Here is a 25,680-nt window from a genome sequence, read left to right as displayed (position 1 = left end):
GTGACACCTGTCAGTGCCTCGGGTGGATGCCCTGTCAGGCCGTCCCGGAGAGCCCCTCGCGGGCCGCAGGCGACGGCTGATCCGATGCCGCCCCGAGTTGCGCGGAACGGCGCTTCGCAGCGTCGAGCGCCTCGTAGAAGGCCGTACGCAGGCCTCCACGCTCGAGTTCGCGGATCGCGGCCGCCGTGGTGCCACCCGGCGAGGTGACCGCGGCGCGCAGGTCGGCAGCGTTGTCCCCCGAGCGCGTGAGCATCGCGGCCGAGCCGGTCATCGTCTGCACCACCAGATCGGTGGCCACCGCCCGCGTCAGGCCGAGCGAGACACCGGCGTCGATCATCGCCTCCGCGACGAGAAAGAAATATGCGGGCCCGGATCCGGAAACCGCGGTGACCGCGTCGATCTGCGCCTCCGGGACCACCGAGACCGTTCCCACGCTCGCGAGGATCTCGCGGACCGTGTCGAGATGCTGCTGCTTGACGTACCGACCGGCGGACAGCACGCTCGCGCCCTCCCCGACGAGCATCGGGGTGTTCGGCATCACGCGCACGACGGGGAAGCCGGCCGGGAGCTTGGTCTCGTAGCGGACCGTCGGGATGCCCGCGGCAAGCGACACCAGGATCTGCTCGTCGTCGTTCCCGGCGTCGACCGCCGCGAGGGCGGTGACGACGACGTCCACGTCGTTGGGCTTGACGGCCACGACCACCACGTCGGCGCCTTCCGCGGCGTCGGAGGTGCTGTCGGTGACCCGGATCGAGTAGGCCCGGGACAGTTCCTCACGCCGTTCCTCGAACTTCTCGGCGACCACGAGATCCTTGGTCGCGAAGCCGTTCTTCAGCAGACCCGAGATCAGCGCCTCGCCGATCCTGCCGCCACCGATCACTGCGATTCTCGTCATGGGGACAGCCTGCCACGACCGTCCGTGCGGCCTACACCACGGTCACCCGCCTGTCGGGACCTACCGCGTTCGGGCCTATCAGCGCGGCATCATGGCCAGCTGACGCGATTGCACGACCACCTGGCCGGTCGAGTCGACGACAGTGTGGTCCTCCTCGAACCAGGTGCTGCCGAGCACGCTGCTCTCGGCGATGACCCGCAGCCATCCCGGAGCCGGGACCCGCCGCAGATAGGCGGTGAGTTGCACCGTCGGCGCCCAGCCGAAACGGCCGAGGTTCATCGCGACGGGAGCCGACACGTCGCCGCACATGAGCGCGAACAGCACCGAGGTGTCGACGTCGGCCTCGTCGCCCGGCGACGGCCGCGTCCACATCGACACGAGCGGTTCGCCCTGCTGCCCGTCGAGGAAACGCGCGGTGGCGGAGTCGATCCGGAGGTGGGAGGTGGCGGCGAACTTCACGATCTGCCCCATGGGGTGCTCGGGGGTGACGAGCACCGACTCGGCCGGCGGGTCGGCGGGCATGGTGGTCGCGCGGTGCGGCACCGTGTGGAGGGGCTCCTCGGTATCCGGCGTGCCGAGGGTGACACTCGCCCGCACCGCCACACGCCCGGCCTGGGACAGTTCGACGTCCACAAGGGCGATCTGCTTGCCCTGCTTGCGTAGGACGGTGGTGAGTTCGACGTCGCCGGGGTTGGGCGCGGCGACGAACGAGCCACTCACGGCGAGGGGCTGGGTGAGCGGGTCGACGCCGGCGTCGAGCACCGACCTGCGCGCCGCGGACGCGCAGACCGCGAGCATGCATCCGCCGTGCACCTTGGGCCCGATGGTCCACACCGGATCGATGTGCGCCTGCCAGGCCGCCGTGCCATCCGGGTGCTCTCCCGGCACCCGGGTGACCGAGGTCAGGTCGAGGAAGGGCTGGTCGGTGAGGGTCACTGCTGCTCCTGGTCGTCGTTCGGGGCCGGATCGGCGCCGGTCGTGGGGGGTCCACCGGACCCGAACATGCGGGCGGCGAGATGCTGGTGGGCCAACCGGCGCATGGCCGTGAGGACCGGTTCGTACAGGGCGGTCCCGAGCACGGCCGCTTCCACGGTGGCTTCCCGGGAGTGCGTCGGCAGCAGTTCGAGGTCGAGTTCGGCGATGGCGCGGACGTGACGGCCGTAGGCGTCGATCCGGCGGTCGTCCATCCGCAGGCCGGCGGCTTCGAGTGCCGCGAGCGCGTGTTCGAGTTGCGCCACGGCCGCGAACCGTGGGTCGTAGATCTGGCCGAGGCGTTCGAGCAGGTGGCGGGCGCGGGGATAGCCGGGACCGGCCGAGTCCTCGACGTAGGGTGGCAGCGCGGCGATGGCGTGGCCGAGTTCGACGAAGAGGTCGTCGCGGGGATTGTCGACGAGATCCACGACGGTCTTGATCTTCTCGAGGGGCAGACCCTGCGCGGCGAGTGACCGGACCAGACCCATGCGCCGCACGTGCCGGTCGTCGTAGGTCGCCGAGGTGACGCTCGTCGCCACGCCCGGCATGAGCAGCCCCTCGCGCAGGTAGTACTTCACCGTCGGCAGCGGTATGCCGCAACGCTCGGCGAGTTCCGAGATACGCACCGATCACCTCCGCTCCTCGACACCGGATACTACAACTATCCAGTATTGGATAGTTGTAGTATCCAGTCACGGAGTACCGGCCGAGGAGGCCCTCATGCATCCGCTCGTGACCATCGTTCTCGGGAGCACCGTGCTCACCGTCGCAGGCATCGCCTTCGGAGGCACCTTCCTGCTACGCGTCGCCGCGGGCGGCGTACCCACCAACGACCTGCAGAAGACGTTCTTCCGTGCCGGTCACGCCCACGCTGGAGTACTCGTCACCCTCGGGCTGCTCATCGCCGTTCTCACGCACGTCGTGGGCGCATCACCCGGTTGGTCGGCGGCCGGCGCCATCGCCGTGCTCGTCGCCGCGATCCTGATCCCGGCAGGCTTCTTCCTGTCGGTGCTCGGGCCCGATCCGACGCGGCCCGGCCGGATGTTCGCGGCGGTCCGGCTCGGCGCCGTCTCCCTCACCGCGGGCGTGCTGATCTCAGGCGTCGCCGTGCTCGCCGCCGGAATCGCTGCCCTCTGAGGCGGGGACGCGCGCGATGTCCGTGTGCCGGGGACTCTCGGGGCCGGCGGTGATCGCGCGCGTCGCCGAGCGATCCAGGTGCGTGCGCGCGAAGGCCAGCGAACGCGCCAGCATCCCGGCGCGCTCCGCACGCGTCCGTGCGCTCTGGGTGCTGATCTCGAGCACCACGTGCCCGCCGAAGTCGCTCGCGGCGAGCCGGCGGCACACGTCCGCACACGGCTGCGTGCCCGTTCCCGGGACGAGGTGTTCGTCGAGCGAGGAGCCCCGGCCGTCGGCGAGATGGAGGTGGGCGAGCCCCTCCCCCATCCGATCCGCGAGCGCGAGGGCGTCGGCCCCCGCGGTCGCGGTGTGCGACAGGTCGAGCGTGTAGTGCGCGAAACCGGTGTCGGTGGGGTCGAGCGACGGGCTGTAGGCCGAGACCGCGCGGCCGGGACCGCGCCGGCGCAGACGTTCGGCGCCGCGATCACGACCGCCGAAGACGACGTCGGCCCTCATCGGGTACATGTTCTCGACCGCGAGCACCACGTGGCTGTCGGCCTCGAGCGCCGCGACCTGGTCGGAGAATCCCTCCGCATAGCGACGCTGCCACCGGAAGGGCGGATGGACCACGACGGTCTCCGCACCGAGGATCTCGGCGACACGCACCGAACGGTCGAGCTTGGCGGCGGGATCGGATCCCCACACGCGCTGCGAGATCAGCAGACACGGCACGTGCACGGCGAGCACCGGCACGCCGTACTCGCGGACCAGACGCTCCACCGAGGTGGGGTCCTGGCTCACCGGTTCGGCCCACACCATCAGCTCGACCCCGTCGAAACCGAGATCGGCCGCGAAGCGGAACGCCGCTTCGGTGTTCTCCGGATAGACCGAAGCGGTGGACAGCCCTACCCGGATTCCCTGCGCGGTCGGCATCGGCTCACCCGGGCAGCAGGAACAACAGCGGCCCGAAGGCCACGAATGCTCCCACCGCGAGCGCGATGAGCTGACTCGTGATGTCGTCGGTGCGCCGCAGGACACGCACCAGCGCGACCAGGCCCACGATCACCAGCAGCGCGAGCGCGAAGGCGACCCACGGCATGAGGTCCCACAACCGCTCGAAGCCCTTGAAGAGCAATCCGCCCGCGACGATCGCGGCGACGCTCTCGCCGATCAGCAACGCCCATTGCTTGAGGCCACTGCCCTGCTCCGCGTCGGTGGACTCGTCGTCCGCACTCTTCCGTGCCGAGTCGTCGGCGGCGTCGGACGTCGCCTTCCCACCCTTGCCGCGGGACTTCCGCGACCGCGACGATGCCACTCCCTCCGAAGCGTCGGGCGCGGCACCCGCAGCACCGATGGTGTCGGTCGAGTCGTCGGCGTCGGAACCGGTGCCCTGCAGGTCGCTGGCGGGGCCGGACAGTAGTCGCGGTTCGGCGACGTCGGCCTTGCGCACCGACACCGCCGGGGCGCTCGCCTTCTCGGATTTCTTGTCCGCCTTCTTGTCGGCGACCGCTGCTCCTTCACCGGACTGCGAGCCGGGCGCTGCCGCTCCGAGATGCGCCCGCGCGCGCCGGGGAAGCGCCTCGGGACGGATGACCTCGGTCGGCGACTCGATCTTGGGCGGCGCCGCCTTGGACGCTGCCTTCGTCGATGCGGCCGTCTTCGAGACTGCATCCGTCTTCGACACCGTGTCCGTCTTCGACACTTCATCCGCGGCTGCAGGCACCTTCGCCGCCGGGCCGGACGGCGTCTTCGCAGTGGGTGGTGTTTTCGCGGCAGGCGTCGTCTTCGTGACGGCAGGCGTGCTCGTTCCGGTCTTCACCGGCGGCGTCTTCGTCTCGACGGCAACCCGCGGGGTCACGGTGGTCTTCTCGATGTCGGACAGCGCGAAGGTCGCCGCCTTCGGCGTCTCTAGCTTCGGGGTCTCGACCTTGCGTGGCGCCGGGACGGCCTTCGGCGGGGTATCCGCCTCGGCAGCAGCCGTCGAGGACGACGAATCCGCCTGCCCGGCAGCGCTTTCCGCATCGGTCGGGGTGTGCCGCTCGACCTTGCTGTCTGCGCGGGTGATCGGGATCTCGCCCGTCAGCTCGGCGACGGAGATGCCGCCGCTCGCACCTCGTCGGCGTCGTCCCCCGGCCCGTGTTCCCACCTTCTGGCCGTTACGCGCCAACAGCTCGGCCACGGAGATCTGCCCCGTGTCGTTGCTGCGATTCTCGCTCATCCGGTTGCCACCACCAGTTCGCCACCCATATCCGTATCGAGCTTCCGAAGAATCAGGCCTTCGCGCAACGCCCACGGGCAGATCTGCAGCGTCTCCACTCCGAGGGCACGCATGCTCGCCTCCGCGACGAGGGCGCCGGCGACGAGTTGCTCGGACCGGTCCGAGCTGACGCCTTCGAGTTCTGCGCGGTCGGCCGTGGTCATCCGGGAGATGAAGGCGATGAGCTGGCGCAGTCCGCTGGCCGTCAGGGTCCGTTGTACCCGCAGGCCGGCGGACGAGGGGGCCGCGCCGGTCAGGCGGGCGAGGGTCCGGAAGGTCTTGGAGGTGCCCACACACAGGTCGGGGTCGCCCGCGTTGCGTATGGCCTTCGCCGGCTCGGCGAGTTCGGCGTCGAGCCAGTCGCGCAGCGCCGAGATCCGGCGCTTGCCGGGCGGGTCCTCACGGAACCAGTCGCGGGTGAGCCGTCCCGCACCGAGCTGGAGCGAGTAGGCGATCTCGGGGTCCTCGTCGCCACCGAAGGTGAGCTCGAGCGAACCACCGCCGATGTCGAGGTCGAGGATGTTTCCGGCGCTCCAGCCGTACCAGCGGCGCACCGCGAGGAAGGTCAGCCGCGCCTCGTCCTCGCCGGAGAGCACGTCCAGCGACACCCCGGCCTCCCGGCGCACCCGCTCGAGGACGGCCTCGGAGTTGCCGGCGTCGCGCACCGCGGACGTCGCGAACGCCATGAGCTCGCCGCATCCCGAGGTGCGGGCGATGCTGGCGAATTCGGCGGTGGTCTCGACGAGCTGATCGGCGCCGTTGGAGGTGATGTCGCCGTTGTCGTCCATGTTCTCGGACAGCCGCAGCGTGGCCTTCGTCGAACTCATCGGCGTGGGGTGCCCACCACGATGGGCGTCCACCACCAACAGGTGAACGGTGTTGCTTCCGACGTCGAGTACCCCTAAGCGCACATCAATACGGTACTGGGTCTACCGTCGGGACCTGTGACAGCAGGTATGTCCCATGCCCCACACAAACTCGACCCGGCCCCGGAAGTCCCTCTCGACTTTCCTCGGGAATGGGTGGAGTTCACCGACCCCGACAACGACGAACACGTCATCGCCGCAGACATGACATGGCTGCTCTCGCGGTGGACCTGCGTGTTCGGCACTCCGGCGTGCCAGGGCATCATCGCCGAGCGACCCGACGACGGGTGCTGCTCGCACGGTGCGTTCCTGTCCGACGACGACGATCGCCAGAAGCTGGCGAAGGCAGTGAAACACCTCACGCCGGCCGATTGGCAGTTCATGGACAAGGGCCTGGGCAAGAAGGGCTACCTCGAAGAGGACGAGATCGACGACGAGCCCGCCCTGCGCACCCGCCGCTACAAGGGTGCGTGCATCTTCCTGAACCGTCCCGGATTCGAGGGCGGCCAGGGCTGTGCTCTCCACACCATGGCGTTGCGACGCGGCATCGAACCGCTCGAGATGAAGCCGGACGTGTGCTGGCAGCTCCCGATCCGCCGCACCCAGGACTGGGTCGAGCGCCCCGACGGCACCGAGATCCTGCGCACGGTCATCACCGAGTACGACCGACGCGGCTGGGGTGAGGGTGGGCACGACCTCGACTGGTACTGCTCGGGCTCTCCCGACGCGCACGTCGGCGAGCGTCCGGTCTGGCAGTCGTACGCCCCCGAGCTCACCGAACTCCTCGGTGCGGCGGCCTACGACGAGCTCGCGCGCCTGTGCCGGCGACGCCAGGGACTGGGTCTGATCGCGATCCATCCCGCGACGTCGGCAGCACAGGCGGGCTCCGATGCCGGCTCCGATCAGGCCTCGAGCTTGTAACCCAGACCGCGCACCGTCACGAGGTGACGCGGCTTGGCCGGATCCTCCTCGATCTTCGAGCGCAGACGCTTGACGTGGACGTCGAGGGTCTTGGTGTCGCCGACGTAGTCGGCGCCCCACACCCGGTCGATGAGCTGTCCGCGGGTGAGCACCCGCCCGGAGTTCCGCAGGAGATATTCGAGCAGGTCGAATTCCTTGAGCGGCATGGCAACCGGCTCACCGTTGACGTGCACGACGTGACGGTCGACGTCCATCCGCACGGGTCCGGCCTCGAGCAGTCCGTCGTCCGCCGCTACCTCGCTCTCGGTGTCGGCCCCGCGCCGCAGGACCGCACGGATCCGGGCGATGAGTTCACGCGCCGAGTACGGCTTGGTGACGTAGTCGTCGGCGCCGAGTTCGAGCCCGACGACCTTGTCGATCTCACTGTCGCGAGCGGTGACCATGATGACCGGCACACCCGAGCGGGTCCGCAACTGCTTGCACACGTCGGTGCCGCTCATCCCGGGGAGCATCAGGTCGAGCAGGACGATGTCGGCGCCCTCCCGGTCGAACTCGGCGAGGGCCGAGGGGCCGTCGCCGGCGATGGTCGTCTCGAACCCCTCCTTCCGCAGCAGGAAGGCGAGCGGATCCGCCAACGATTCCTCGTCCTCGACGATCAGCACACGCGTCACGAGCTGGTCCTCCGTCTGTTTCTCGATATCCGTCCGCCCGGGAACCCGGGTGGGGTCTGCGTCACGATCCGACCACCTTCTCGGTGCGGTCGGCGGTGTGGTTCTCGTCGTCCTCGGCGTCCTCGACGTGGGCCGGGACGAGGAGGGTGAAGGTGGAGCCGGTACCGGGCTTGCTCCACAGGGTGATCTCGCCGTGATGGTTCGCAGCGACGTGCTTGACGATGGCCAGCCCGAGGCCGGTGCCTCCGGTGGCCCGCGACCGGGCCTTGTCGACGCGGAAGAAGCGCTCGAAGACCCGCTCCTGGTCCTCCTTGGCGATACCGATCCCCCGGTCGGTGACGGCCATAGCGACCTTGCCGTCGCGCAGCGACCTGCTGATGGTCACCGGTGAGCCGGCCGGGGAGTAGGCGATCGCGTTCTCGATGAGGTTGGTGAGGGCGCTGACGAGCAGCGTTCGGTCACCGAGGATCTCGAGACCGCTCGGCCGGTCGGTGCTGATGGTGATCGAGGCGTTCTCGGCGGTCAGGCGCGTGCGGTCGAGAGCCTCGTCGACGACGTCGTCGACGTCCACGACCTCGAGATCGGGCAGTTTCTCGGCACCCTGGAGCTTCGAGAGGGCGATCAGTTCGGTCACCATGTTGCCGAGGCGCGTCGCCTCGCGTTGGACCCGTTCGCCGAAGTGGCGGACGGTCTCGGGATCGTCGACGGATTCGAGCAGCGCCTCCGCGAGCAACGCCATCGCGCCGACGGGGGTCTTCAGTTCGTGGCTGATGTTGGCCACGAAATCGCGCCGGGTGGCCTCCATGCGGACGTGCTCGGAGTCGTCGAAGGCGTAGAGCACGACGAAGCGCGGATCCTGGTCGAGCAGCAGCCGGACGGTGCAGCGCACCGCGACGGGCTCGCGGCCGAGCAATGCCTTCGCGCCCAGGTCGAGTTCGATCGGCTTCCTCTTCTCGAGCACCTGGCAGGCGGCCGCCCAGGCCCGGTCGTCGATCTGCCGGTTGCGGACGAGGCCGAGTTCCTCGGCGCGCGGGTTCGACAGGACGACGTCGTGGAACTTGTCGACCACCGCGATACCGGTCGACGCCCCGTGCACGACCCGGTCGAGCACGTCGAACATCGTGAGGTCGGCTTGGTCGCTACCGTGGGCCCGGCGCTGCACCAGCCTCCCGGCGGCGACGGTGACGATCCCGCCGAGGACCGCTGCGACCACGGCCAGCAACACGGCCTGCGTAACACTCACACTTCGAATCGTAATGACACCGGTACCCCACCGGACAGCGGGTCAACGGCATTTCCCGCACGTCACACCCCATTTTTCGGATGTTGGAGTGTTGTTCACCCTTTGTTCGCCCAGAACGGACCACTCTGCGACGGACCTGCACGAACGAACCGACCCCGTCACCGAACGGCAACGGGGTCGGATCTCGCTTCCGTGAGGCTGCTACTTGGCGCCCTGGTTCGCGACCGCCGCCGCACCGGCAGCTGCGGCCTCGGGGTCGAGATAGGTGCCACCCGGGTTCAGCGGGCGCAGGTTCTCATCGAGGTCGTAGCGCAGCGGGATGCCCGTCGGAATGTTCAGGCCCGCGATGTCGTCGTCGGAGATCCCGTCGAGGTGCTTGACGAGCGCGCGCAACGAGTTGCCGTGCGCGGTGACGAGCACGGTCTTGCCCGCGAGCAGGTCCCGGGAGATCGTCGACTCCCAGTACGGGATCAAACGGGCGACGACGTCCTTCAGGCACTCCGTGAGGGGAACCTCGTCGACGTCGGCGTAGCGCGGGTCGGCGTCCTGGCTGTACTTCGAACCCGGCTCGATCGGCGGCGGCGGGGTGTCGTAGCTGCGACGCCACAGCATGAACTGCTCCTCGCCGAACTCGTCCTTGATCTCGGACTTGTTCTTGCCCTGGAGCGCGCCGTAGTGGCGTTCGTTGAGACGCCAGTCGCGGATGACGGGGATCCAGTGCCGGTCGGCGGCGTCGAGCGCGAAGTTGGCGGTGCTGATCGCGCGGCGCAGCAGGGAGGTGTAGGAGACGTCGGGAAGCACATTGTGCTCGGCGAGGAGGGCACCGGCCCGCTTGCCCTCGGCGATCCCCTTGTCGGTCAGATGCACGTCCACCCAGCCGGTGAACAGGTTCATCGCATTCCATTCGCTCTCGCCGTGGCGGAGCAGAACAAGTGTTCCGATAGTCATGACCCAATCCTGACATGCACGGATGGGGATTTCGCCACGGGCGCCCCCGATCGTGGGCCATATCTGACAATGTACGTTGCCAGGAACGCGGGAGTCGGCGCCGCGCACCACAGTTCGTCATCACCGACACACACGGGATTCGATGTCACACCGGGGTCCGCAGCCACACCGGGGTCCGCAGCCCGACGGACGCATGTCCCGCCGCACCGTCCTCACCGCCCTCGGCGCGCTCGGGGCCGCAGCCCTGCCGGTCACGGCGGGCGCACAGCCGAGCCGCCGCGCACCGGCGGTGCACTCCGGCGGACGCCGGGTCGCGATCCTCGGCGGCGGGATGGCCGGACCGGCCGCCGCGCACGAGTTGATCGAACGCGGCTTCGAGGTCACCGTCTTCGAGCCGACCGCGCTCGGCGGCAAGGCGCGCAGCATCCCCTCCCCCGGCACCGCGGCAGGCGGCCGCCTCGATCTGCCCGGTGAACACGGCTTCCGCTTCTTCCCTGGCTTCAACCAGCACATCCCGCGGGGTCGCTCGCGAACCGGCCCGAGGCACACACCGCGATCCCGAACCTGTTCCTCGCGGGCGACTACGTCCGCAACGACATCGACCTCGCGACGATGGGGAGCGCGAACGAATCGGCGCGGGCGGCGGTGGGTGCGTTGCTCCAGACTGCGGACTCCCCCGCCGCACCGCCGGCACTGTACAAGTTGCACGAACCGCCCGAACTGGAACCCTTGCGGCGCATCAACGCCGACCGGTACCGAGCGGGACAACCACACATGCTCGCCTGATCGGGCAGGGTCCTCCACGGCCCGAGAGGTCGAGGCCCGGCGGTTCCGTAGCAGGGGCCGGACAGCGGCATCCCCGGGAGACACACGATCTCCCGGGGATCCACACGTCGCCGGTGCGCCCGTCAGGCGTTCAGGGCGCGCAGATCCTTCCGAAGAATCTTGCCCGCAGAGGATTTCGGCACCGTGTCGATGAACTCGACCTGGCGGACCTTCTTGTGCGGCGCGACCCGCGCGGCCACGAAGTCGATGACCTCGTCCTCGTCGATCGTCGAATCCGGCTGCCGGACGACGAAGGCCTTCGGGACCTCCTCGCCCTCGTCGTCGCGGACGCCGATCACCGCGGCGTCGGCGATCTGCGGGTGCGTGAGCAGCAGAGCCTCGAGCTCGGCCGGCGGCACCTGGTAGCCCTTGTACTTGATGAGTTCCTTGAGCCTGTCGACGATCCGGACGGCACCTTTCCCGTCGACCGTGGCGATGTCGCCGGTGTGGAGGAAGCCGTCATCGTCGAGGGTGTCGGCCGTGGCCTCGGGATTGCCGAGATAACCGACCATGACGTTCGGCCCCTTGCACCACAGTTCGCCGGGCGCCGAAACGCCGTCGCCGGTGGGATATTCGACTTCCTCGCCGGTCGCGGGATCGACGATCTTACATTCCATGTTCGCGATCGTCGGACCCACCGAATCGAGTTCGGTCTCGTTGTCCTCGAAGGGAATTGCGTGCGACACGGGCGACATCTCCGACATGCCGTATCCCTGCCGGACGTTGCAGCCCAGGCGCTTCACGACGGATCCGGCGAGTTCCTTGTCGAGCGGTGCGGCACCGGAGAAGACCGTGTGCACGCTCGACAGGTCGTACTGGTCGACGAGGGGGTGCTTGGCGAGCGCGACCGCGACCGGCGGCGCGATGAACACGTACGTGCACTTGTGTTCCGAGATGTAGGTGAGGAAGTCGACGAGGTCGAACTTCGGCATCGTCACCAGCGACGCGCGGTTGTACAGCGCGGCGTTCAGCAGCACCGTCATGCCGTAGATGTGGAAGAACGGCAGCAGTGCGAGCACGCGGTCGTCGGCGGCGATACCCATCCGCGGGATGATCTGGCAGACGTTCGCGACGAGATTACGGTGCGTGAGCATCACGCCCTTGGGCCGGCCGGTCGTGCCCGAGGAATACGGCAGTACCGCGAGGTGGGTGGCCGGATCGAACTCGACCGCGGGAGCCGGTGACCCCTCGGTGAGCACGTCGCGCAGGGACGGATGGCCCTCGGCCCCGTCGAGCACGAAGAGCAGCTCATCGGGGATCCCGGCGGCCGCGGCGGCCTCCTTCGCCTGCGGCAGGAACGGGGACACCGTGAACAGTGCCACGGCCCCCGAGTCGTCGAGCTGCTTCGAGATCTCCCCGGCCGTGTAGAGAGCGTTGATCGTGGTCGCGGTGGCGCCGGACCTCAGGATGCCGTGGAAGACCGAGGCGAAGGCCGGCACGTTGGGTGCGAGCAGCCCGACGACCTTCCCCACACCGATGCCCCGGGCGGCCAGCGCTCCGGCGACGGCGTCGATGTGGGCCACGAGCGTGCGGTAGTCCGTCACCGTGCCGGACGCGCCGTCGATCAGCGCGGGTCGATCGAGCTCGGACTCGTCGAGCGAACCGAACAGGAAGTCGTAGACACTCGATGCCGGGATGTCCACGTCGGGAAAGGGACTGCGGAAACTCATTACTCATCCTCCGAGCATTCTGCTGGCACGCCGTGCCGACTTTCGGTCGAGTTCACACTACCGCAGCGGCTATGAAGCCCGTCACACACGCTGTGTGGGGATTGCGAGGCTACCGTCCCCGGCGCGATTCCCCTGCCGGAAAGCACGAACCCCGCGTGCGACGGATCGCACGCGGGGTTTGTGAAGCTGCTGGAGCTGCACTCACGATGGCGTGTGAGCTGCGCTCGCCACCCCGGAGGGCGCTGCGGTCAGAGGTACTGACCGCAGACCGGCCATGCACCGACGCCCTGTCCGGCGAGGACGTTCTCGGCGACGCGGATCTGTTCCTCGCGCGACGCGTTGTTCGCGGTTCCCGAGCCACCGTAGGCCTCCCAGGTGCTCTGCGAGAACTGCAGACCGCCGTAGTAGCCGTTACCGGTGTTGATCGCCCAGTTACCACCGCTCTCGCACTGTGCGACGGCATCCCAGTTACCGGATGCGGCATTGGCGGTACCGGCACCCAGAGCGAACGGGGTCGCAACGAGTGCAGTGGAGGCAGCGAGGGTGCCCAGGGCGCGCTTGATCGTGAACTTTGCCATGTGGATGAATCCTTTCCGGCTGCTTGCGAGGCCCCCGACGCAACGGGTCCGCCACATGTGGGCTGGACGGTCGGTGCCGGCAACACGGTGCGGTGCTGGCGCACGCCCGGTCGCTCTCTCGCTCCACCCCTCGGCAGATTGTGGATCCGACAATCCCGCGGGGGTGGAACGAGCGGCTGCGGGGCCGGTGTGTAAAGCCCGTCGGTATCGGGCCTACATCGACGGTAAGGGTTCATCACGGCGAGGTCACGGTTCGATTTTCCGGTACGGCTGTGCGAGAAACCGGACCGGCGATCGACAAAACCCCAGGTCGCTTCGTGGGAACGCACCGTTTCCCGGACGTTTTCAGCGGATTTCGATTGTGGGAATGGTCACACCATACGGCCGTGCAGACCTCTCCAACCGGACATGTTCACGGGGAGATAACGGTGTCCGGCAACGCCGTCACCCGTTCGCTTCGCGCCGATCCCCGGGTTCGTCGTCGTCCACATCGGGCTCGAACGGCGTGCCGGCCTCCTCCTCGATGAGGTGACGGAACGGCTCGAGATTGCGCAACGGTTCGCCCCGCGAGACCCGCCACTCCCATTCGCGCTTGATGGACGTGATGAACCCGATACCGAGGATGATGTTGAAGTCGTGGTCCGCCGCCTCGAGGACCTGCCCGAGGACCGCGTCGATCTCCTCGGGGGTCAACGCGTGCGCGGCGATGCGTCCCACCAGATAGATGTCGCCGACCTTGTCGAGCGTGTACGCCACGCCGTACAGGCGACGGTTGCGACGCAGCAGGTAGCGGTACACCGATTCGAAGTTCTCGTCCGGCTTGCGGCACACGAACGCCTCGACCCGCACACCGTGCTGTCCGACGCTGAGCAGCGTGGTCGTCTTGAGCTTCTTCTCGCCCGGAAGCTCGACGACGAAGTGCCCGCCCTCCTTGACGGAGAACTCGAGCTCGCGATCGCGCAGCGTGGATTCGATCAGTTCGATGAGCCGGTCGCTCATGCCGTGACTCCCCTCGTCCGTCGCAACTTCCACACTCCACGCTGCCGTCGCAGCGAATGCTCACCGGTACCGAAGGCGCGGTTGCGGCGCATCCCGGCCCGCCGATAGCTGTCGAGCAGTCCTTCCGCGGTGTGTTCCCACGAGAAGGACTCCGCATGCACGGGCGCGGTCGCCGCGAATCGGGCGAGACGATCCGGATCGCCGACGAGCGAACGCAACGCCGTCGCCCAGTCGTCGATGCGGTGCCCGTCGACGAGCATGCCGGTCTCCCCGTCGCGCACGGCGACGCCGAGACCCCCGACGTTCGCGGCCAGCACGGGCGTGCCGCAAGCCTGCGCCTCGATTGCGACGAGACCGAAGGACTCCGAATAGCTCGGCACCGCAACGAGATCCGAAGCCCGGTAGACCTGGACGAGACGGTCCGGCGGCTGCGGCGGGAGGAAGGTGACCCGCGACGCGATACCCAGCGCGGACGCGAGTTCGATGAGCGCGTCGGGGCGCTCGAGACCCGTTCCCGAGGGACCTCCCACCACGAGCACCCGCAGTGGCATGCCGGGATCGTCGGCGAGTGCCCGCGCAGCGGCCTCGAGCAGCACGTCGGGGGCCTTGAGCGGCTGGATGCGGCCCACGAACGCCACGACGGTCTCGCGCGGATCGAGTCCGAGCTCGGCGCGGGCGGCCGCGCGGTCGCCGGGCCGGTAGCGGTTCAGGTCGGCGCCCGGTGCGACGACGTCGATCTTCGCGGGATCGGCCCCGTAGATGCGTTCGAGCTGCCCCGCTTCGTCGGCGGTGTTGGCCACCAGGCGGTCGGACTCCGCGACGACCTGCTGTTCCCCGATCTGCCGGGCTGCGGGTTCGGGGGTGTCGCCCTCGGCGAGCGAGGCGTTCTTCACCGCGGCGAGCGTGTGGGCGGTGTGCACGAGCGGCACACCCCAGCGGTCGCGGGCGAGCCAGCCGACCTGCCCCGACAACCAGTAGTGCGAGTGCACCAGGTCGTAGTAGCCCTGCGGGTGCCGTGCCTCCTCGCGCAGCACGCCGGCAGCGAAAGCGCACAGCTGCGTCGGCAGGTCGTGTTTGTCGAGGCCTTCGAAGGGGCCGGCCTCGATGTTGCGGACGAGCACCCCGGGCGCGGCCTGCTGGACGGCCGGATCGGCCGACGAGGTCGCGCGGGTGAAGATCTCGACTTCGACGCCGCGACGCGCGAGCTCGACGGCGGTCTGCAGGACGTACACGTTCATACCGCCTGCGTCCCCGGTTCCGGGCTGCGCCAGCGGCGAGGTGTGGACCGATATCACGGCCACGCGGTGCGGGCGGCTGGGCTGGGACGTCACCCCTCCATACTGCCCTGCTGCCGATCTTCGCGTGTCGCCGCCTCCGCCGTCGCGGCGCGAGCGAACTCTCCGACCTCCGACACGAACCGGTGGGGATCCTCGACGAACGGACCGTGGTCGACGCCCTCCCAGATCGAGGTCGTGGCGCGTCGCAGCAGCGACGCCGCGTGGTGCGCCGCGGCGACGTCGACGACCGAGTCGGCGTCGCCGTGCAGGAGGAGAACCGGCACATCCAGGTCGGCGAGCAGGTCGTCGTTGCCCACCGCCCGGTCGAACAGCGCCGCACGGACGCGGGGCGGGGTGCACAGGCTCGCACCGAACAAGGCCTGCGACACCGCGCCCTTGCCTTCGAGGAGAGCGCTGCCCTCGACGACGGGACCGGTGAGGGCGTTACCGAAGGAGCCGAGCGCGCGCACCGCTTCCTTCGGGTCCTCCGACATCGCGGCGGGGATCGCGGCACGCATCGAGGCACCGACGCGTCCGCCCTTCTCGCCACGGCCGATGCTCGTGATGGCACCCACGAGGACCAGGCCGGCGACGGCTCCCGCGCCGTGTTCGGCGAGATAGTCGCAGATCACCAGGCCGCCGTACGACCAACCGAGCAGCACCGCCGGGTTCGTCTCGGAGACGTTCTCGGCGGCGAGCACCGCGGCGAGGTCGCCGGCCCACAGACTGCGATCGGCGTATCCGGTCTCGGGAGCCTGCGAATAACCGTGTCCGCGCAGGTCGACGGCGACGACACGGAAGTCGCGGGCGAGTGCGTCGAGGACCCCGTCGCCCCAGCACCGCGACGACTGCGCCCACCCGTGGAGCAGCACCAGAACCGGTGCCGTCTCGGAGCCGAATGTGCGATAAACGAGGGAGGTGCCGTCGATACCGGCCACTTCACGAACTGCCATGCGCGTCACTCTAACCGTGCTCGCACATGGATCCCGCCGGCACAGGTGACCGCGAGGATGCCCGCGGCGACCGCCACGAGATATCCGGTGCCGGCATCGGTCCGGTCGATGACCTGTCCCACCAGCGCCGAACCTGCGGCGACGCCGACGCCGAGACCCGCGACCGTCCACGTGATGCTCTCGGTGAGCCGGTCGGGCGGCACGATCTGCTGCGTCAGCGACGTCGCCACGATCATGATGGGCGAGATCGCGCATCCGGCAACGAAGTACAGCACCGTGAGCATCGGCACCGAACCGGCGAGCAGCAACGGGCACAGCAGGACGGCGAGAGTGCCGGTGGCGACGAACAACTGGCGGGTCGGAGCACTCGATCCCACCCGGCTACCGAAGATCAGGCCGCTCATCGCCGAACCCGTCGCGAACAGTGCGAGCGCGAAGGTGGCCGAGCCCGGAGAGTTCTGTTCGGCCGTGAACGCGACGGCTGCGACATCGATCACGCCGAAGACCACACCCATCGCGACCATAACCACGACGATCGACAGGAGGACGGGCATGCGCAGGATGTTCGTCCGCGCACGGTCGTCGGTGTGCGGTTGCACGGGAGGCTCCGTGCTGCGCAGCGCCGCAAGGGCAAGGGTGCCGACGAGCAGCAGGACCGCGCCGAGCAACGGGCCGGCCTCGGGGAAGACCGCCACGCTCAGGCCCACCGACAGGACGGGGCCGACGATGAAGCACACCTCGTCGACCACCGCTTCGAGCGCGAAGGCGGTGCGCAGTCGCGGGGTGCCGCCGTAGAGCTGTGTCCACCGCGCCCGCACCATCGCGCCGATCGTGGGCATGAGTCCCGCCGGGATCCCGCAGACGAACAGCCACACCGTGGGCACCTCGAACCGGACGCCCGCGAGCATCGCGAGGGTGGCGACCGCACTGACGGCCGCCGCCGTGGGCAGGACCCGTCGCTGGCCGTACCGGTCGACCGCGCGGGAGACGAGCGGGGTGAGCACGGCGTACGACAGCGCGAACACCGCGGACAGTGCGCCGCCGACCGCGTAGTTACCCTCGAGCTGGGAGAACATCGTGACGATGCCGATCCCGACCATCGCGATCGGCAGTCGCGCCACCAATCCCGCCAGGCAGAACGCGGCTGCACCCGGCGCTGCGAACAACTCGCGGTACGAGCCGCCCTTCTCTCCTGTCACGTACTTCTCGCGTTCTCTTCGGTCCGATCCGGTCCGGTCAACGTTATGGCCGACCGACCACGCGAGGTGAAGGTACCTCCCCCGCGTCCGCACATCGCTGCCCGATTCCGCACGTTCCGTGACGGGAACGGCCATGCCGGGTACATCCGGAGAACGGACAGGACGGATCCACGGAACGGAGCGGGCATGGCGGTGCACGAACGACACGGACGGCTCTCACCGAAGGATCTCTCTCCGAGGAGCCTGTGGACCCGCTACCGCGCGTCGGGAGCGGATCTGCCCTTCGGGAATCCGCTCGCCGCGCACGGCGTCGCGATGGAGGGTTACTTCTGGCGCTTCACCCAGCCCGGAACCGGCCGCGTCGTCATCGCTCTGTGCGGGGTAAACCGTGCGGACGACTCGGGAGGGCCCGGCTCGCACTGGGCGACGCTCGGTCTGGCCGCCCATCCCGGGGGTTTCCTGCGCACCGCCGCGCATCCGGTGGCCGCGTCCGATCCCGATCGGCTCGGCGCATCGGCCGGCGACGTCTTCTGCGGCGACAGAGAACGCGTGTGGATGGATCTCGGCGACGACGCCCGTCTCGACATCCGGTTGTCGGATCTGTGGCTCTGGCCGCGACGCCGCTTCGGCGCGTCGAGCGTGTTCCATTCCGTCCCCGGTCTCAACCAGTACTGGCATTCCTGGCTGCTCGGCGGCCGGGTGGAAGGGCACGCGATCCTCGGCGACGAGAAGTGGGATCTGACCGGCGCCCAGGTCTACGGCGAGAAGAACTGGGGCAAGGGCGGTTTCCCCGAGTCGTGGTGGTGGGGTCAGGCGCAGGGATTCGCCGACCCGCAGGCGTGTGTGGCGTTCGCAGGCGGGCAGGTGCATTCGGGTCCGCTGCACACGGAGGTCACGGCGGTCGTCGTCGCACTACCCGACGGGCGCATCGTGCGGCTGGGCAATCCCGTCACATCCCCGGTCCGGGCGACGGTCACCGACGAGAGCTGGCACCTGCGCGGCCGCAATGCCCGCTGGAGCGTGGAGATCTCGGGAAGTTCACCCCTCGGAGCGGCACACGTCCTGCCGGTCCCCGTGCCCGCGGAACGACGGAACGTCGCCGGTTCGATCGAACATCTCGGCGGTCGCATGACCGTGACGGTCCACGAACGGGGGAAACTGGTGTGGGCCGACGAATCGCACTCGGCCGCACTCGAACACGGCGGGCTGGAGCGGGCCCGAGCGGAACTCGACCGGCGGGGCGCCGCTGCGGACGCGACGGACGCCCCACCGAGCGTGTGAATCCGACGGGATCGCTCAGAGTTCGGTGCGCTTCATCGCCGCGATCGGATCCGAGAACAACGAGCTGAGCGAGACGACACCCGCGGCGTGGGCCTGCACCCGGTTGCCGAAGCCGGTGATGCGGATGTCCTTGCGCGGCAGGGTGGTCGACGCGGCGAACGCGCGGGCGACGTGCGGAACCGCGGCCGGGTACTCGGTGAAGGCCTGTCCGCCGAGAATCACACGGTCGGGATTGAACAGGTCGCGCAGCATTCCGACGGTGCGGCCGAGCACGGTGGCCCGATCGACGAGCAGACCGTGGGCGGCCTCGGAACCGCCGCGCGCGAGGCGGTAGAGCGACTGAATGGTGTTGTCGCCGTCGGCGAGGATGCCCTCGGCCACCGCGCGCTGCACGACCGCCCGATCGCTCACCGTCGCCTCGAGGCAACCCGTGCCGCCGCACGAGCACCGGGTCGACGAACCGGTGGGGAAATGCGTCACCGAACCCGGACCGCCGGCAGGGGTGTGCACCTTGCCCTCGAAAGTGATTGCCACACCGGCCGTCTCACGAACGTAGAAGTACAGGCCGGTGCCCTTGGCCTCGGGGGCGTCGCGATCAGGGGTGAGGAGCAGTTCGGAGGCGGCCATCGCCTCGACGTGCGCGGCCACCGAGACCGGAAGCCCCATACCGCCACCGACGATCGCGCCGACCCGGGCGTCGACCCAGCCGAGTCGCGGGTGCGTGACGACGGCGGTGTTCGAGTCCACCCGCCCGCCGAGTGCGACGCCGACCCACAACGGGGCGCGGCGGTGCCACCGCCCGACGAAGGCCTTGGCGCTCGCGGTGATCGACGCGAGCGCGGCGTCCTGGTCGCCGGTCGGCGTGGGGACCTCGACGGCGCCGATGATGCGACCGCGCAGGTCGCTGGCGACGATGCCGGTGGTGACGGCACCGATGTGAATGCCGACCGTCAGGTACCGCTCGTGGTCGACCTCGACGGGAACACGCGGCCGGCCGACCGCGCCGGGTTCGGTCAGGTCGGCGCGCTCACGCAGCAGACCTGCCGAGAGCAGGGCCGACACCTGACGATTGACGGTGGCGATGCTCGCACCGGTGACCTTGGCGATCACGTCGCGCGAGACGGGGCCACGGTTGGCGGCGACACGGAAGACCGACGCCCCGGTGCCGTCGGCGATACGCAGGTCCGGCGGAACGATCCTGACGGGGCTCGACACACGGGAGGTGCGGGGACGGACGACCGTCGCACGCGTGGATCCACGGACGGCGGAACCGGCGGCGCGACGGGGCGCGGACGACCGCGAGGGAAGGGAAACGGACGGCGAGAGAGTGGGAACCGACACGGCGCTGATCCTTGGCTGCTGATCCGGACGTGATGACCGGAGAACGGGCGGGAGACGATCGACGCACCGAGACCCCGACGTGGAGAACATGATCGGAGACGGACCCGCACAACGAGGGCGGGATCGGTGCGGAGTTACTTTCCGCAGCAGCGACAACAGAGTTCGCGCGCCAGAGGCAGCCGTGATCCCAGCGCGGCGGTCACATAGGTGACCCGCAGTGCGGAGGCGTGGCCGACTGACATGTCGCTCAAACTATCGCCCGAACCGCGTCGTGTCCAATCCTCACCGATCCGGTGGGAAATCTTCCTGCACGTCCCCGCGTGCGTGCGCGGTCTCCGCCGACACCGGGGCGAGCAGCAACGCCTCCCACGCGTCGACGAGTGCGGCGAGTTCTGCCGTGGTGGGTGATTCGCCTGCACGGTGACACCGCGCCAGCGCACCGACGGTGCCGGAGTAGACCAGCCGCAGACGCTGCCCGGCGATATCGTCGGGCAACGGCCCGAGCAGGGTCCGTAGCGCGGTGTCGGACCGGCGGCCGCTCTCGGTTCCCGTCGGTCCGGTGACGCGGAAGCACTCGGCGAACCGGTCGTGGTTCGACAGCCGGTCGAGGAAGGCGACGTAGTGGTTGTTGCGGCCGAGCGTGCCGGCCAGGGGGCGGATGATCACCCACAGCAGGTCGCGGACCGAGAGGGTCTCCCGCGTCCGCAGCATCTCGGCGAGGAGCGATTCCCGCTGGGAGTTCAGGGCGGGCAACCGGTGGGAGAAGACCGCCTCGAGCAACCCCTCCTTGGTGCCGAAGTAATAACCGACCACCGACGAGTTGTGCTGTCCGGCGGCCTTGCGGATGTCGGCGAGGGTGACCCCGTCGTATCCACTGCGGGCGAAGAGCCGCTCGGCAGCTTCGACGAGCCGGATCCGGGTCTGTTCGCCCGAACTGTATCGACCGCGGGTGGTGGTCATACGCCGCAGGGTAGCCGCACGGAAAGGACTTCGCAGGCCGGGACGTGCGGCGGCATCCGGTGCCCGACACTACGATTGCCCCCATGAGCATCTCTCCCGATTCCCGCGTCGCCGTCGTCACCGGAGCCTCCTCCGGAATCGGCGAGGCGACCGCCCGCACGCTCGCCGCACAGGGCTTCCACGTCGTGGTGGGCGCACGCCGCCTCGACCGCCTGCAGAAGCTCGCCGACGAGATCGGCGGTACCGCGCTCGAGCTCGACGTCACCGACGAGGATTCGGTCGACGCTTTCACCACGGTGCTACCGCGGGTCGACGTGCTGGTCAACAACGCCGGTGGCGCCAAGGGACTCGCACCGGTGGCCGAGGCCGTCGAGGACGACTGGCGCTGGATGTGGGAGACCAACGTCATCGGCACCATGCGCATCACCAAGGCGCTGATCCCCAAGCTCATCGCCTCGGGCGACGGCCTGATCGTCACCATCACCTCGGTCGCGGCCTTCGAGGCCTACGACAACGGCGCCGGCTACACCTCGGCGAAGCACGCGCAGGCCGTGCTGCACCGCACGCTGCGCGGCGAACTGCTCGGACAGCCCGTCCGCCTCACCGAAGTCGCGCCGGGCGCGGTCGAGACCGAGTTCTCGCTGGTGCGCTTCGAGGGCGACAAGGATCGGGCCGACAAGGTGTACGAGGGCATCACCCCGCTCGTCGCCCAGGACATCGCCGACATCATCGGCTTCGTCGCGTCGCGGCCGTCGCATGTCAACCTCGACCAGATCATCGTCAAGCCGCGCGACCAGGCCAATGCCGGCCGGTTCCACCGCGTCACCGACTGACCCACCGCGGTGGTGGGCGCGGCGAGGCGGTCGCGCCCACCCCCGTCGGTACTGTCACGGTCACCGTGGGTGGGCGGGAGCTGGTCTTCGATCCCGCCACCGCCTTCGGGGTGTTCGACCGGGGGCGACGGGCGGGCCGTCCGTCAGATCACGCAGTTCACGGTGACGGGTTCGGGATGCAGACGGACCCCGAAGGCGTCCTCGACGCCGTCGCGCACCGTCCGCGCCAGCGCCACGAGGTCCGCGGCCGATGCCGCTCCCCTGTTGGTGAGCGCCAGCGTGTGCTTCGTCGACAACCGCGCCGGTGCGTCGGCGCCGGGGAAACCCTTCACGAAACCGGCCCGCTCGATGAGCCATCCGGCCGACAGTTTGGTGCCGCCGTCCGCGGGGAACTGCGGGATGCGCACGTCCTCCCCCACCTTCGCCGCGATGGCCGCGAGCACCTGCGGCAGGCGGTCGTCGGGGACGACGGGATTCGTGAAGAACGATCCGGCGCTCCAGGTGTCATGGTCGTCGGCGTCGAGCACCATGCCCTTGCTGCGGCGCAACGCGAGCACGTGCTGGCGTACCTGCGCCGCCGGCCGGCGCTCGCCCTCCTCCGCACCCAGCGCGACAGCGAGCTCCCGGTATGCGAGGGGTGCGGACGAACCGTCGCTCCGCACGTCCAGTTCCACCTCGAGGACGACCGCTGCGTCGGTGTGCTTGAGGATGCTGGTCCGGTAGCCGAGACCGAGTGCCTCGGGGCCGGCCCACGAGTCCTGGCCGGTGGCGCGGTCGAACAGGCGGACGCGACGCAGGATCGAGCCCACCTCGACGCCGTACGCGCCGACGTTCTGCACCGGCGTCGCTCCCGTGGAGCCGGGGATGCCCGACAGGCATTCGAGGCCGCCGAGGCCGGCCTCCACGGTGACCGCGACGACGGCGTCCCATTCGGCTCCCGCGTCCACCCGGACATGGTCGTCGCGGAGGTCGACACCGGTGGTCGCGACACGCACCACCACGCCGTCGAAGCCGTCGTCGCCGATCACGAGGTTGGAGCCACCCGCGAGGAGCAGCAGATGCACTTCCTGCTCGTCGAGCAGGCGCACGACCTCGATCAACGACGCGGTGGACGTGCATTCGACGAGATACCGGGCGGGGCCACCGAGCCGGAGGGTCGTGAATTCCGACAGCGACACCTGCTCGGACACCGTGGCTCCCGTTTCGACGAGCCGGGCCCTGGTACGTGGATCAAGCACCAGCAAACGGTAGCGTGCCCCGTATGGGCAGCCCTATCGACCACACTGCGAACTACTCGTCCCCGCCTGCTGCGGTCCACGCGGCGTTCGTCGATCCGCAGTACTGGCAGACCCGGCTGAGTGAGGTCGGGGGCCCGGGTGCGGCGGTCGAACGCGCCGACTCCGGTGACGGCACGATCGAGCTCGACCTCCATCAGGCCATCCCGGCCGAGCACCTGCCGAGCATGGTGACGAGCCTCCGCCCGGGCGATCTCGTCATCCGGCGTCACGAGGCATGGGGCGCGTTCGCAGGCGGTCGCGCCGAGGGCAGGTTCTCGGCGCACGTCGACGGCATGCCCGGCGAGGTCACCGGTGGGATGACCCTCATCACCGACGGGGCGGGTTCGTCCGTCGTCATCGGTGGGACCGTCGAGGTGAAGATCCCGTTCCTCGGTTCCAAGATCGAGGGCATGATCGTCGAGCAGCTCGTCGAGCTGTTCGACGCGGAGCGCACCTTCACCGAGCAGTGGTTGAACGGGGACCACTCGGCCTGATCGCACCCCCGCTGAGCTCTCCGTGGCCGGTCGCGATTTCCGGGCAGGCCGTCCGGCGCGGTAACCTGGCCGGTCGTGGCACGGCGTATCGACTACTCCGCCCGCTTCCCTCATCCACCGGAGCGGGTGTACGAGGCTCTCGCCGACCCCGCCCACTGGGAAGCGCGGATGACCGAGATGCGCAAGTACTCGGAGAACCACGTCCGCGGGTTCACGGTCTCCGAATCGGGCATCGCGCTGGTGTTGCACCACGTCCTGCCGCGTTCCGACCTGCCGGAGATCGCCCGCACGGTGATCAAGAAGGACATGGTCATCACGCGCAAGGAGAACTACGGGCCGTTCACCGACGGCGCGACCGGCACCTACCAGGCCTCGATCCCCGGCGGTCCGGGTAGCCTCACGGGCACGATGGAGCTCTTCGGCGACGACCATGGCGCCACGCTCCGCACCACCTCCGAGGCCAAGGTGCACATTCCGTTCGTCGGCGGCAAACTCGAAGAACTCATCCTCACCAATCTCGTCGACGTGTTCCGCACCGAATCGGCCATCACCGCCGACTGGCTCGCCGGTCGGTAGCGCGTGCGCAATCGAGGACCCGTCGGTGTCGTCACGCGCGGCACCACCGGCATCAACAGGCTGCGCCGCAGTGACCGCTGGGCGATGCACGACCCCCACATCATGAGGGCGTTGACGCACGCCACCGACCCGCTGGTGGTCGATCTGGGTTACGGCGCCATGCCGGTGACGACCCTCGAACTCGCCGCGCGCCTGCGTCGGGTCCGCAGCGATCTGCGCGTGGTCGGTCTCGAGATCGATCCGGACCGTGTGGTCCCGGGCCGCGACGGTGTCGCGTTCGCCCGGGGCGGCTTCGAGCTCGCGGGCCTGCGTCCGACCCTGGTCCGGGCCTTCAACGTGCTCCGGCAGTATCCGGAGGAGGCGGTCGAACCGGCGTGGGCGCACCTGCGTTCCGGCCTCGCTTCCGGCGGCCTGCTCATCGACGGCACGTGCGACGAGCTGGGCCGGCGCTGCGCCTGGGTGCTCCTCGACGAGCACGGTCCCCGTTCGCTGACCCTGGCGTGGAGCCCGTTCCACGTGGAGAGACCGTCCGACGTCGCCGAACGGCTGCCGAAGGCGCTGATCCACCGGAACGTCCCGGGCGAGCCGATCCACGCGCTGCTCCGCGCGGCCGACCGGGCGTGGGCGACGAGCGCTCCGCACGCGGCGTTCGGGCCGCGGATCCGATGGAAGGCGACGCTCGAGCTGCTGCGGGATCAGGGCTTCCCGGTGTCTCCGCCCCGCCGCCGTCTGCGTGACTGCGTGCTGACGGTGCCATGGGACGCGGTCGCGCCCGCCGGCACATCCGTCGCATCCGAGCTGGTCGCGGTCTGAGACCGTCTGTCCGAGTTCGTCCTCGCTCCGGTCGGTCAGCCCGCGGCGAGGAGCGCGAGCTCGATCCGGTCGGCCACCGCGGCCGGCTGGTTCGCCACGGCGGCGTGCAGCTGGTCGGAGTCGACCCGGCCGAGCGCGATCGCGTCGCCGACGAGTTCGTCGAGCACTTCCTGGGACACGCCGCCGGCCGCGAGGTCGACCGCGGTGCGGGCGGGTGTGGTGATCCGGAAGGCCCCGACGACCTCGCAGTCCTCCTCTGCCAGCGTCCGGTGATGCAGCGCGAGCCGGTTGCTCGGCACGGTGCGCTGGTCGGGTGTGGACAGGTGCAGGAAGCGGGGCTGCAGGTGGCCCATGCCGTGCAGGTCGGCGGCGCTCTGGTGCGAGACGACCGCTTCCCCCTCGTACCAGGTGCACCATTGGGCGAACTCGTCGAACTTCGTCCGTGGGCTGTCGCTGAGGCGGAACAGTTCGGTCTCGACGCGGATCCACAGTCCCGCCTCGATGCGTTCCGCGAAGTCGTGAGCTGCTATTCCGTGACCGACGGCCTGGCGTGCGGTGAAGAACCCGGCTTGTGTGGCGGCGAGGCGCCGCAGCGAGTCGTCGGCATCGGCCCGCCCGGTTGCGTCGTAACCTGAATCCGTCCACCCTGTCATGGCGCCCAGCGTAGCCGAAGAATGTGGTACACCTCACATATTTTCCTCATCCTGTGGCCGTG

The 25,680-nt window shown here is 69.4% G+C and carries 27 protein-coding genes and 1 pseudogene; 9 read left to right on the top strand and 19 right to left on the bottom strand.

Translation table 11 applies throughout. The features are described from left to right. Nucleotides 1-34: 34 nt before the first annotated feature. The 3 genes from proC to BLV31_RS08355 form a co-directional block, all read right to left on the bottom strand. A complete protein-coding gene (proC, locus tag BLV31_RS08365) occupies nt 35-895 on the bottom strand; it encodes a pyrroline-5-carboxylate reductase (protein WP_024101725.1) in 861 nt (286 codons plus the stop codon). Nucleotides 896-973: 78 nt separating this feature from the next. Continuing rightward, nucleotides 974-1,831, bottom strand: a complete 858-nt coding sequence (locus tag BLV31_RS08360) for a thioesterase family protein (RefSeq protein WP_064061980.1) — start codon at nt 1,829-1,831, stop codon at nt 974-976. Next, the gene (locus BLV31_RS08355; protein ID WP_019291197.1) at nt 1,828-2,493 is read right to left on the bottom strand and encodes a MerR family transcriptional regulator; all 666 of its coding nucleotides are present in this window, start codon (nt 2,491-2,493) and stop codon (nt 1,828-1,830) included. The genes BLV31_RS08360 and BLV31_RS08355 overlap by 4 nt, the downstream gene beginning before the upstream one ends. Before the next feature lie 94 nt (nt 2,494-2,587). Between BLV31_RS08355 and BLV31_RS08350 the strand changes: the two genes are divergently transcribed. After that, nucleotides 2,588-3,004 carry a hypothetical protein gene (locus BLV31_RS08350; RefSeq protein ID WP_019291196.1) on the top strand — a complete coding sequence of 139 codons (417 nt, stop codon included), beginning with the start codon at nt 2,588-2,590 and terminating at the stop codon, nt 3,002-3,004. On the opposite strand, the gene BLV31_RS08345 is transcribed toward BLV31_RS08350, so the two are convergent. From BLV31_RS08345 to BLV31_RS08335, 3 genes are read right to left on the bottom strand one after another with little or no spacing between them, the layout of a single operon-like run. Beyond that, entirely contained in the window at nt 2,963-3,916 is a 954-nt protein-coding gene (locus tag BLV31_RS08345; RefSeq protein WP_019291195.1) for a sugar phosphate isomerase/epimerase family protein, read from the bottom strand. The genes BLV31_RS08350 and BLV31_RS08345 overlap by 42 nt on opposite strands. Before the next feature lie 4 nt (nt 3,917-3,920). Continuing rightward, nucleotides 3,921-5,201 carry an Rv0497 family membrane protein gene (locus tag BLV31_RS08340; RefSeq protein ID WP_064061981.1) on the bottom strand — a complete coding sequence of 427 codons (1,281 nt, stop codon included), beginning with the start codon at nt 5,199-5,201 and terminating at the stop codon, nt 3,921-3,923. Further along, nucleotides 5,198-6,151, bottom strand: a complete 954-nt coding sequence (locus tag BLV31_RS08335; RefSeq protein ID WP_072740475.1) for a Ppx/GppA family phosphatase — start codon at nt 6,149-6,151, stop codon at nt 5,198-5,200. Before BLV31_RS08335 ends, BLV31_RS08340 begins: the two co-directional genes overlap by 4 nt. Nucleotides 6,152-6,196: 45 nt before the next feature. Here BLV31_RS08335 and BLV31_RS08330 point away from each other — a divergent pair, with 45 nt between their 5' ends. Beyond that, entirely contained in the window at nt 6,197-7,027 is an 831-nt protein-coding gene (locus BLV31_RS08330) for a DUF3109 family protein (RefSeq protein ID WP_024101732.1), read from the top strand. On the opposite strand, the gene BLV31_RS08325 is transcribed toward BLV31_RS08330, so the two are convergent. The 3 genes from BLV31_RS08325 to BLV31_RS08315 all read right to left on the bottom strand — a co-directional run bounded on the left by BLV31_RS08325 (nt 7,009) and on the right by BLV31_RS08315 (nt 9,889). Beyond that, on the bottom strand, nt 7,009-7,698 hold the full coding sequence (locus BLV31_RS08325) for a winged helix-turn-helix domain-containing protein (protein ID WP_006552355.1): 690 nt from the start codon (nt 7,696-7,698) through the stop codon (nt 7,009-7,011). The two genes, BLV31_RS08330 and BLV31_RS08325, sit on opposite strands and share 19 nt — an antisense overlap. A 61-nt stretch (nt 7,699-7,759) precedes the next feature. Then, nucleotides 7,760-8,941 (bottom strand): sensor histidine kinase, encoded by a 1,182-nt coding sequence (locus tag BLV31_RS08320; protein ID WP_024101733.1) that lies wholly within the window; start codon nt 8,939-8,941, stop codon nt 7,760-7,762. 201 nt (nt 8,942-9,142) lie between these two features. Then, nucleotides 9,143-9,889 (bottom strand): phosphoglyceromutase, encoded by a 747-nt coding sequence (locus BLV31_RS08315; RefSeq protein ID WP_064061790.1) that lies wholly within the window; start codon nt 9,887-9,889, stop codon nt 9,143-9,145. A 193-nt stretch (nt 9,890-10,082) separates the two neighbouring features. Here BLV31_RS08315 and BLV31_RS08310 point away from each other — a divergent pair. Both BLV31_RS08310 and BLV31_RS24990 read left to right on the top strand, forming a co-directional pair. Then, a pseudogene (locus BLV31_RS08310) lies at nt 10,083-10,406 on the top strand (FAD-dependent oxidoreductase); the annotation flags it as partial. 95 nt (nt 10,407-10,501) lie between these two features. Next, on the top strand, nt 10,502-10,675 hold the full coding sequence (locus BLV31_RS24990) for a type II toxin-antitoxin system RelE/ParE family toxin (protein ID WP_169847081.1): 174 nt from the start codon (nt 10,502-10,504) through the stop codon (nt 10,673-10,675). 122 nt (nt 10,676-10,797) lie between these two features. Here BLV31_RS24990 and BLV31_RS08305 read toward each other — a convergent pair whose 3' ends face one another. The 6 genes from BLV31_RS08305 to BLV31_RS08280 all read right to left on the bottom strand — a co-directional run bounded on the left by BLV31_RS08305 (nt 10,798) and on the right by BLV31_RS08280 (nt 17,525). Then, nucleotides 10,798-12,384 carry an AMP-binding protein gene (locus BLV31_RS08305; protein ID WP_064061792.1) on the bottom strand — a complete coding sequence of 529 codons (1,587 nt, stop codon included), beginning with the start codon at nt 12,382-12,384 and terminating at the stop codon, nt 10,798-10,800. A gap of 248 nt (nt 12,385-12,632) precedes the next feature. Next, nucleotides 12,633-12,962: a transglycosylase family protein gene (locus tag BLV31_RS08300; protein ID WP_006552360.1), complete on the bottom strand. Its 330-nt coding sequence runs from the start codon at nt 12,960-12,962 to the stop codon at nt 12,633-12,635. A gap of 444 nt (nt 12,963-13,406) precedes the next feature. After that, the gene (locus tag BLV31_RS08295) at nt 13,407-13,961 is read right to left on the bottom strand and encodes a type III secretion system chaperone family protein (RefSeq protein WP_064061793.1); all 555 of its coding nucleotides are present in this window, start codon (nt 13,959-13,961) and stop codon (nt 13,407-13,409) included. Further along, nucleotides 13,958-15,292 (bottom strand): D-inositol-3-phosphate glycosyltransferase, encoded by a 1,335-nt coding sequence (gene mshA, locus BLV31_RS08290; protein WP_064061794.1) that lies wholly within the window; start codon nt 15,290-15,292, stop codon nt 13,958-13,960. The genes BLV31_RS08295 and mshA overlap by 4 nt, the downstream gene beginning before the upstream one ends. Further along, the gene (locus BLV31_RS08285) at nt 15,289-16,191 is read right to left on the bottom strand and encodes an alpha/beta fold hydrolase (RefSeq protein WP_064061795.1); all 903 of its coding nucleotides are present in this window, start codon (nt 16,189-16,191) and stop codon (nt 15,289-15,291) included. Before BLV31_RS08285 ends, mshA begins: the two co-directional genes overlap by 4 nt. 5 nt (nt 16,192-16,196) lie before the next feature. After that, nucleotides 16,197-17,525 (bottom strand): MFS transporter, encoded by a 1,329-nt coding sequence (locus BLV31_RS08280; protein ID WP_231413340.1) that lies wholly within the window; start codon nt 17,523-17,525, stop codon nt 16,197-16,199. 51 nt (nt 17,526-17,576) lie between these two features. Between BLV31_RS08280 and BLV31_RS08275 the strand changes: the two genes are divergently transcribed. Then, complete coding sequence (locus tag BLV31_RS08275; RefSeq protein ID WP_064061797.1) at nt 17,577-18,671, top strand: tocopherol cyclase family protein; 1,095 nt, start codon at nt 17,577-17,579, stop codon at nt 18,669-18,671. 15 nt (nt 18,672-18,686) lie between these two features. On the opposite strand, the gene BLV31_RS08270 is transcribed toward BLV31_RS08275, so the two are convergent. Next, nucleotides 18,687-20,012 (bottom strand): ROK family transcriptional regulator, encoded by a 1,326-nt coding sequence (locus BLV31_RS08270; protein ID WP_064061798.1) that lies wholly within the window; start codon nt 20,010-20,012, stop codon nt 18,687-18,689. 282 nt (nt 20,013-20,294) lie between these two features. Next, the gene (locus BLV31_RS08265) at nt 20,295-20,972 is read right to left on the bottom strand and encodes a TetR/AcrR family transcriptional regulator (RefSeq protein WP_006552367.1); all 678 of its coding nucleotides are present in this window, start codon (nt 20,970-20,972) and stop codon (nt 20,295-20,297) included. Nucleotides 20,973-21,055: 83 nt separating this feature from the next. On the opposite strand from BLV31_RS08265, the gene BLV31_RS08260 reads away from it, so the two are divergent. Then, nucleotides 21,056-21,805 (top strand): SDR family NAD(P)-dependent oxidoreductase, encoded by a 750-nt coding sequence (locus BLV31_RS08260; protein WP_006552368.1) that lies wholly within the window; start codon nt 21,056-21,058, stop codon nt 21,803-21,805. Nucleotides 21,806-21,948: 143 nt separating this feature from the next. On the opposite strand, the gene BLV31_RS08255 is transcribed toward BLV31_RS08260, so the two are convergent. Further along, the gene (locus tag BLV31_RS08255; protein ID WP_072740494.1) at nt 21,949-23,043 is read right to left on the bottom strand and encodes a UDP-N-acetylmuramate dehydrogenase; all 1,095 of its coding nucleotides are present in this window, start codon (nt 23,041-23,043) and stop codon (nt 21,949-21,951) included. A 23-nt stretch (nt 23,044-23,066) separates the two neighbouring features. On the opposite strand from BLV31_RS08255, the gene BLV31_RS08250 reads away from it, so the two are divergent. The 3 genes from BLV31_RS08250 (at nt 23,067) to BLV31_RS08240 (ending at nt 24,965) form a co-directional block, all read left to right on the top strand. Next, complete coding sequence (locus tag BLV31_RS08250; RefSeq protein WP_064061799.1) at nt 23,067-23,576, top strand: DUF2505 domain-containing protein; 510 nt, start codon at nt 23,067-23,069, stop codon at nt 23,574-23,576. 75 nt (nt 23,577-23,651) lie between these two features. Then, nucleotides 23,652-24,152 (top strand): DUF2505 domain-containing protein, encoded by a 501-nt coding sequence (locus BLV31_RS08245; RefSeq protein WP_064061800.1) that lies wholly within the window; start codon nt 23,652-23,654, stop codon nt 24,150-24,152. A gap of 3 nt (nt 24,153-24,155) precedes the next feature. Beyond that, the gene (locus tag BLV31_RS08240; RefSeq protein WP_064061801.1) at nt 24,156-24,965 is read left to right on the top strand and encodes a hypothetical protein; all 810 of its coding nucleotides are present in this window, start codon (nt 24,156-24,158) and stop codon (nt 24,963-24,965) included. A 35-nt stretch (nt 24,966-25,000) separates the two neighbouring features. On the opposite strand, the gene BLV31_RS08235 is transcribed toward BLV31_RS08240, so the two are convergent. Then, nucleotides 25,001-25,618 carry a type IV toxin-antitoxin system AbiEi family antitoxin domain-containing protein gene (locus BLV31_RS08235; RefSeq protein ID WP_006552373.1) on the bottom strand — a complete coding sequence of 206 codons (618 nt, stop codon included), beginning with the start codon at nt 25,616-25,618 and terminating at the stop codon, nt 25,001-25,003. Nucleotides 25,619-25,680 lie beyond the last annotated feature (62 nt).

The sequence above is a fragment of the Rhodococcus pyridinivorans genome, from assembly GCF_900105195.1.
Taxonomy (GTDB): domain Bacteria; phylum Actinomycetota; class Actinomycetes; order Mycobacteriales; family Mycobacteriaceae; genus Rhodococcus; species Rhodococcus pyridinivorans.
Note: the sequence above shows the minus strand (reverse complement) of the source record. Positions and strands in the feature narration are given on the sequence as shown.

Excerpts from the sequence above, each read along its gene's own strand:
- proC (WP_024101725.1), bottom strand. The coding sequence starts at position 895 with ATGACGAGAATCGCAGTGATCGGTGGCGGCAGGATCGGCGAGGCGCTG.
- BLV31_RS08350 (WP_019291196.1), top strand. The coding sequence starts at position 2,588 with ATGCATCCGCTCGTGACCATCGTTCTCGGGAGCACCGTGCTCACCGTC.
- BLV31_RS08345 (WP_019291195.1), bottom strand. The coding sequence starts at position 3,916 with ATGCCGACCGCGCAGGGAATCCGGGTAGGGCTGTCCACCGCTTCGGTC.
- BLV31_RS08340 (WP_064061981.1), bottom strand. The coding sequence starts at position 5,201 with ATGAGCGAGAATCGCAGCAACGACACGGGGCAGATCTCCGTGGCCGAG.
- BLV31_RS08330 (WP_024101732.1), top strand. The coding sequence starts at position 6,197 with ATGTCCCATGCCCCACACAAACTCGACCCGGCCCCGGAAGTCCCTCTC.
- BLV31_RS08315 (WP_064061790.1), bottom strand. The coding sequence starts at position 9,889 with ATGACTATCGGAACACTTGTTCTGCTCCGCCACGGCGAGAGCGAATGG.
- BLV31_RS24990 (WP_169847081.1), top strand. The coding sequence starts at position 10,502 with ATGGGGAGCGCGAACGAATCGGCGCGGGCGGCGGTGGGTGCGTTGCTC.
- BLV31_RS08305 (WP_064061792.1), bottom strand. The coding sequence starts at position 12,384 with ATGAGTTTCCGCAGTCCCTTTCCCGACGTGGACATCCCGGCATCGAGT.
- BLV31_RS08300 (WP_006552360.1), bottom strand. The coding sequence starts at position 12,962 with ATGGCAAAGTTCACGATCAAGCGCGCCCTGGGCACCCTCGCTGCCTCC.
- BLV31_RS08295 (WP_064061793.1), bottom strand. The coding sequence starts at position 13,961 with ATGAGCGACCGGCTCATCGAACTGATCGAATCCACGCTGCGCGATCGC.
- BLV31_RS08285 (WP_064061795.1), bottom strand. The coding sequence starts at position 16,191 with ATGGCAGTTCGTGAAGTGGCCGGTATCGACGGCACCTCCCTCGTTTAT.
- BLV31_RS08280 (WP_231413340.1), bottom strand. The coding sequence starts at position 17,525 with ATGGCCGTTCCCGTCACGGAACGTGCGGAATCGGGCAGCGATGTGCGG.
- BLV31_RS08275 (WP_064061797.1), top strand. The coding sequence starts at position 17,577 with ATGGCGGTGCACGAACGACACGGACGGCTCTCACCGAAGGATCTCTCT.
- BLV31_RS08265 (WP_006552367.1), bottom strand. The coding sequence starts at position 20,972 with ATGACCACCACCCGCGGTCGATACAGTTCGGGCGAACAGACCCGGATC.
- BLV31_RS08260 (WP_006552368.1), top strand. The coding sequence starts at position 21,056 with ATGAGCATCTCTCCCGATTCCCGCGTCGCCGTCGTCACCGGAGCCTCC.
- BLV31_RS08250 (WP_064061799.1), top strand. The coding sequence starts at position 23,067 with ATGGGCAGCCCTATCGACCACACTGCGAACTACTCGTCCCCGCCTGCT.
- BLV31_RS08235 (WP_006552373.1), bottom strand. The coding sequence starts at position 25,618 with ATGACAGGGTGGACGGATTCAGGTTACGACGCAACCGGGCGGGCCGAT.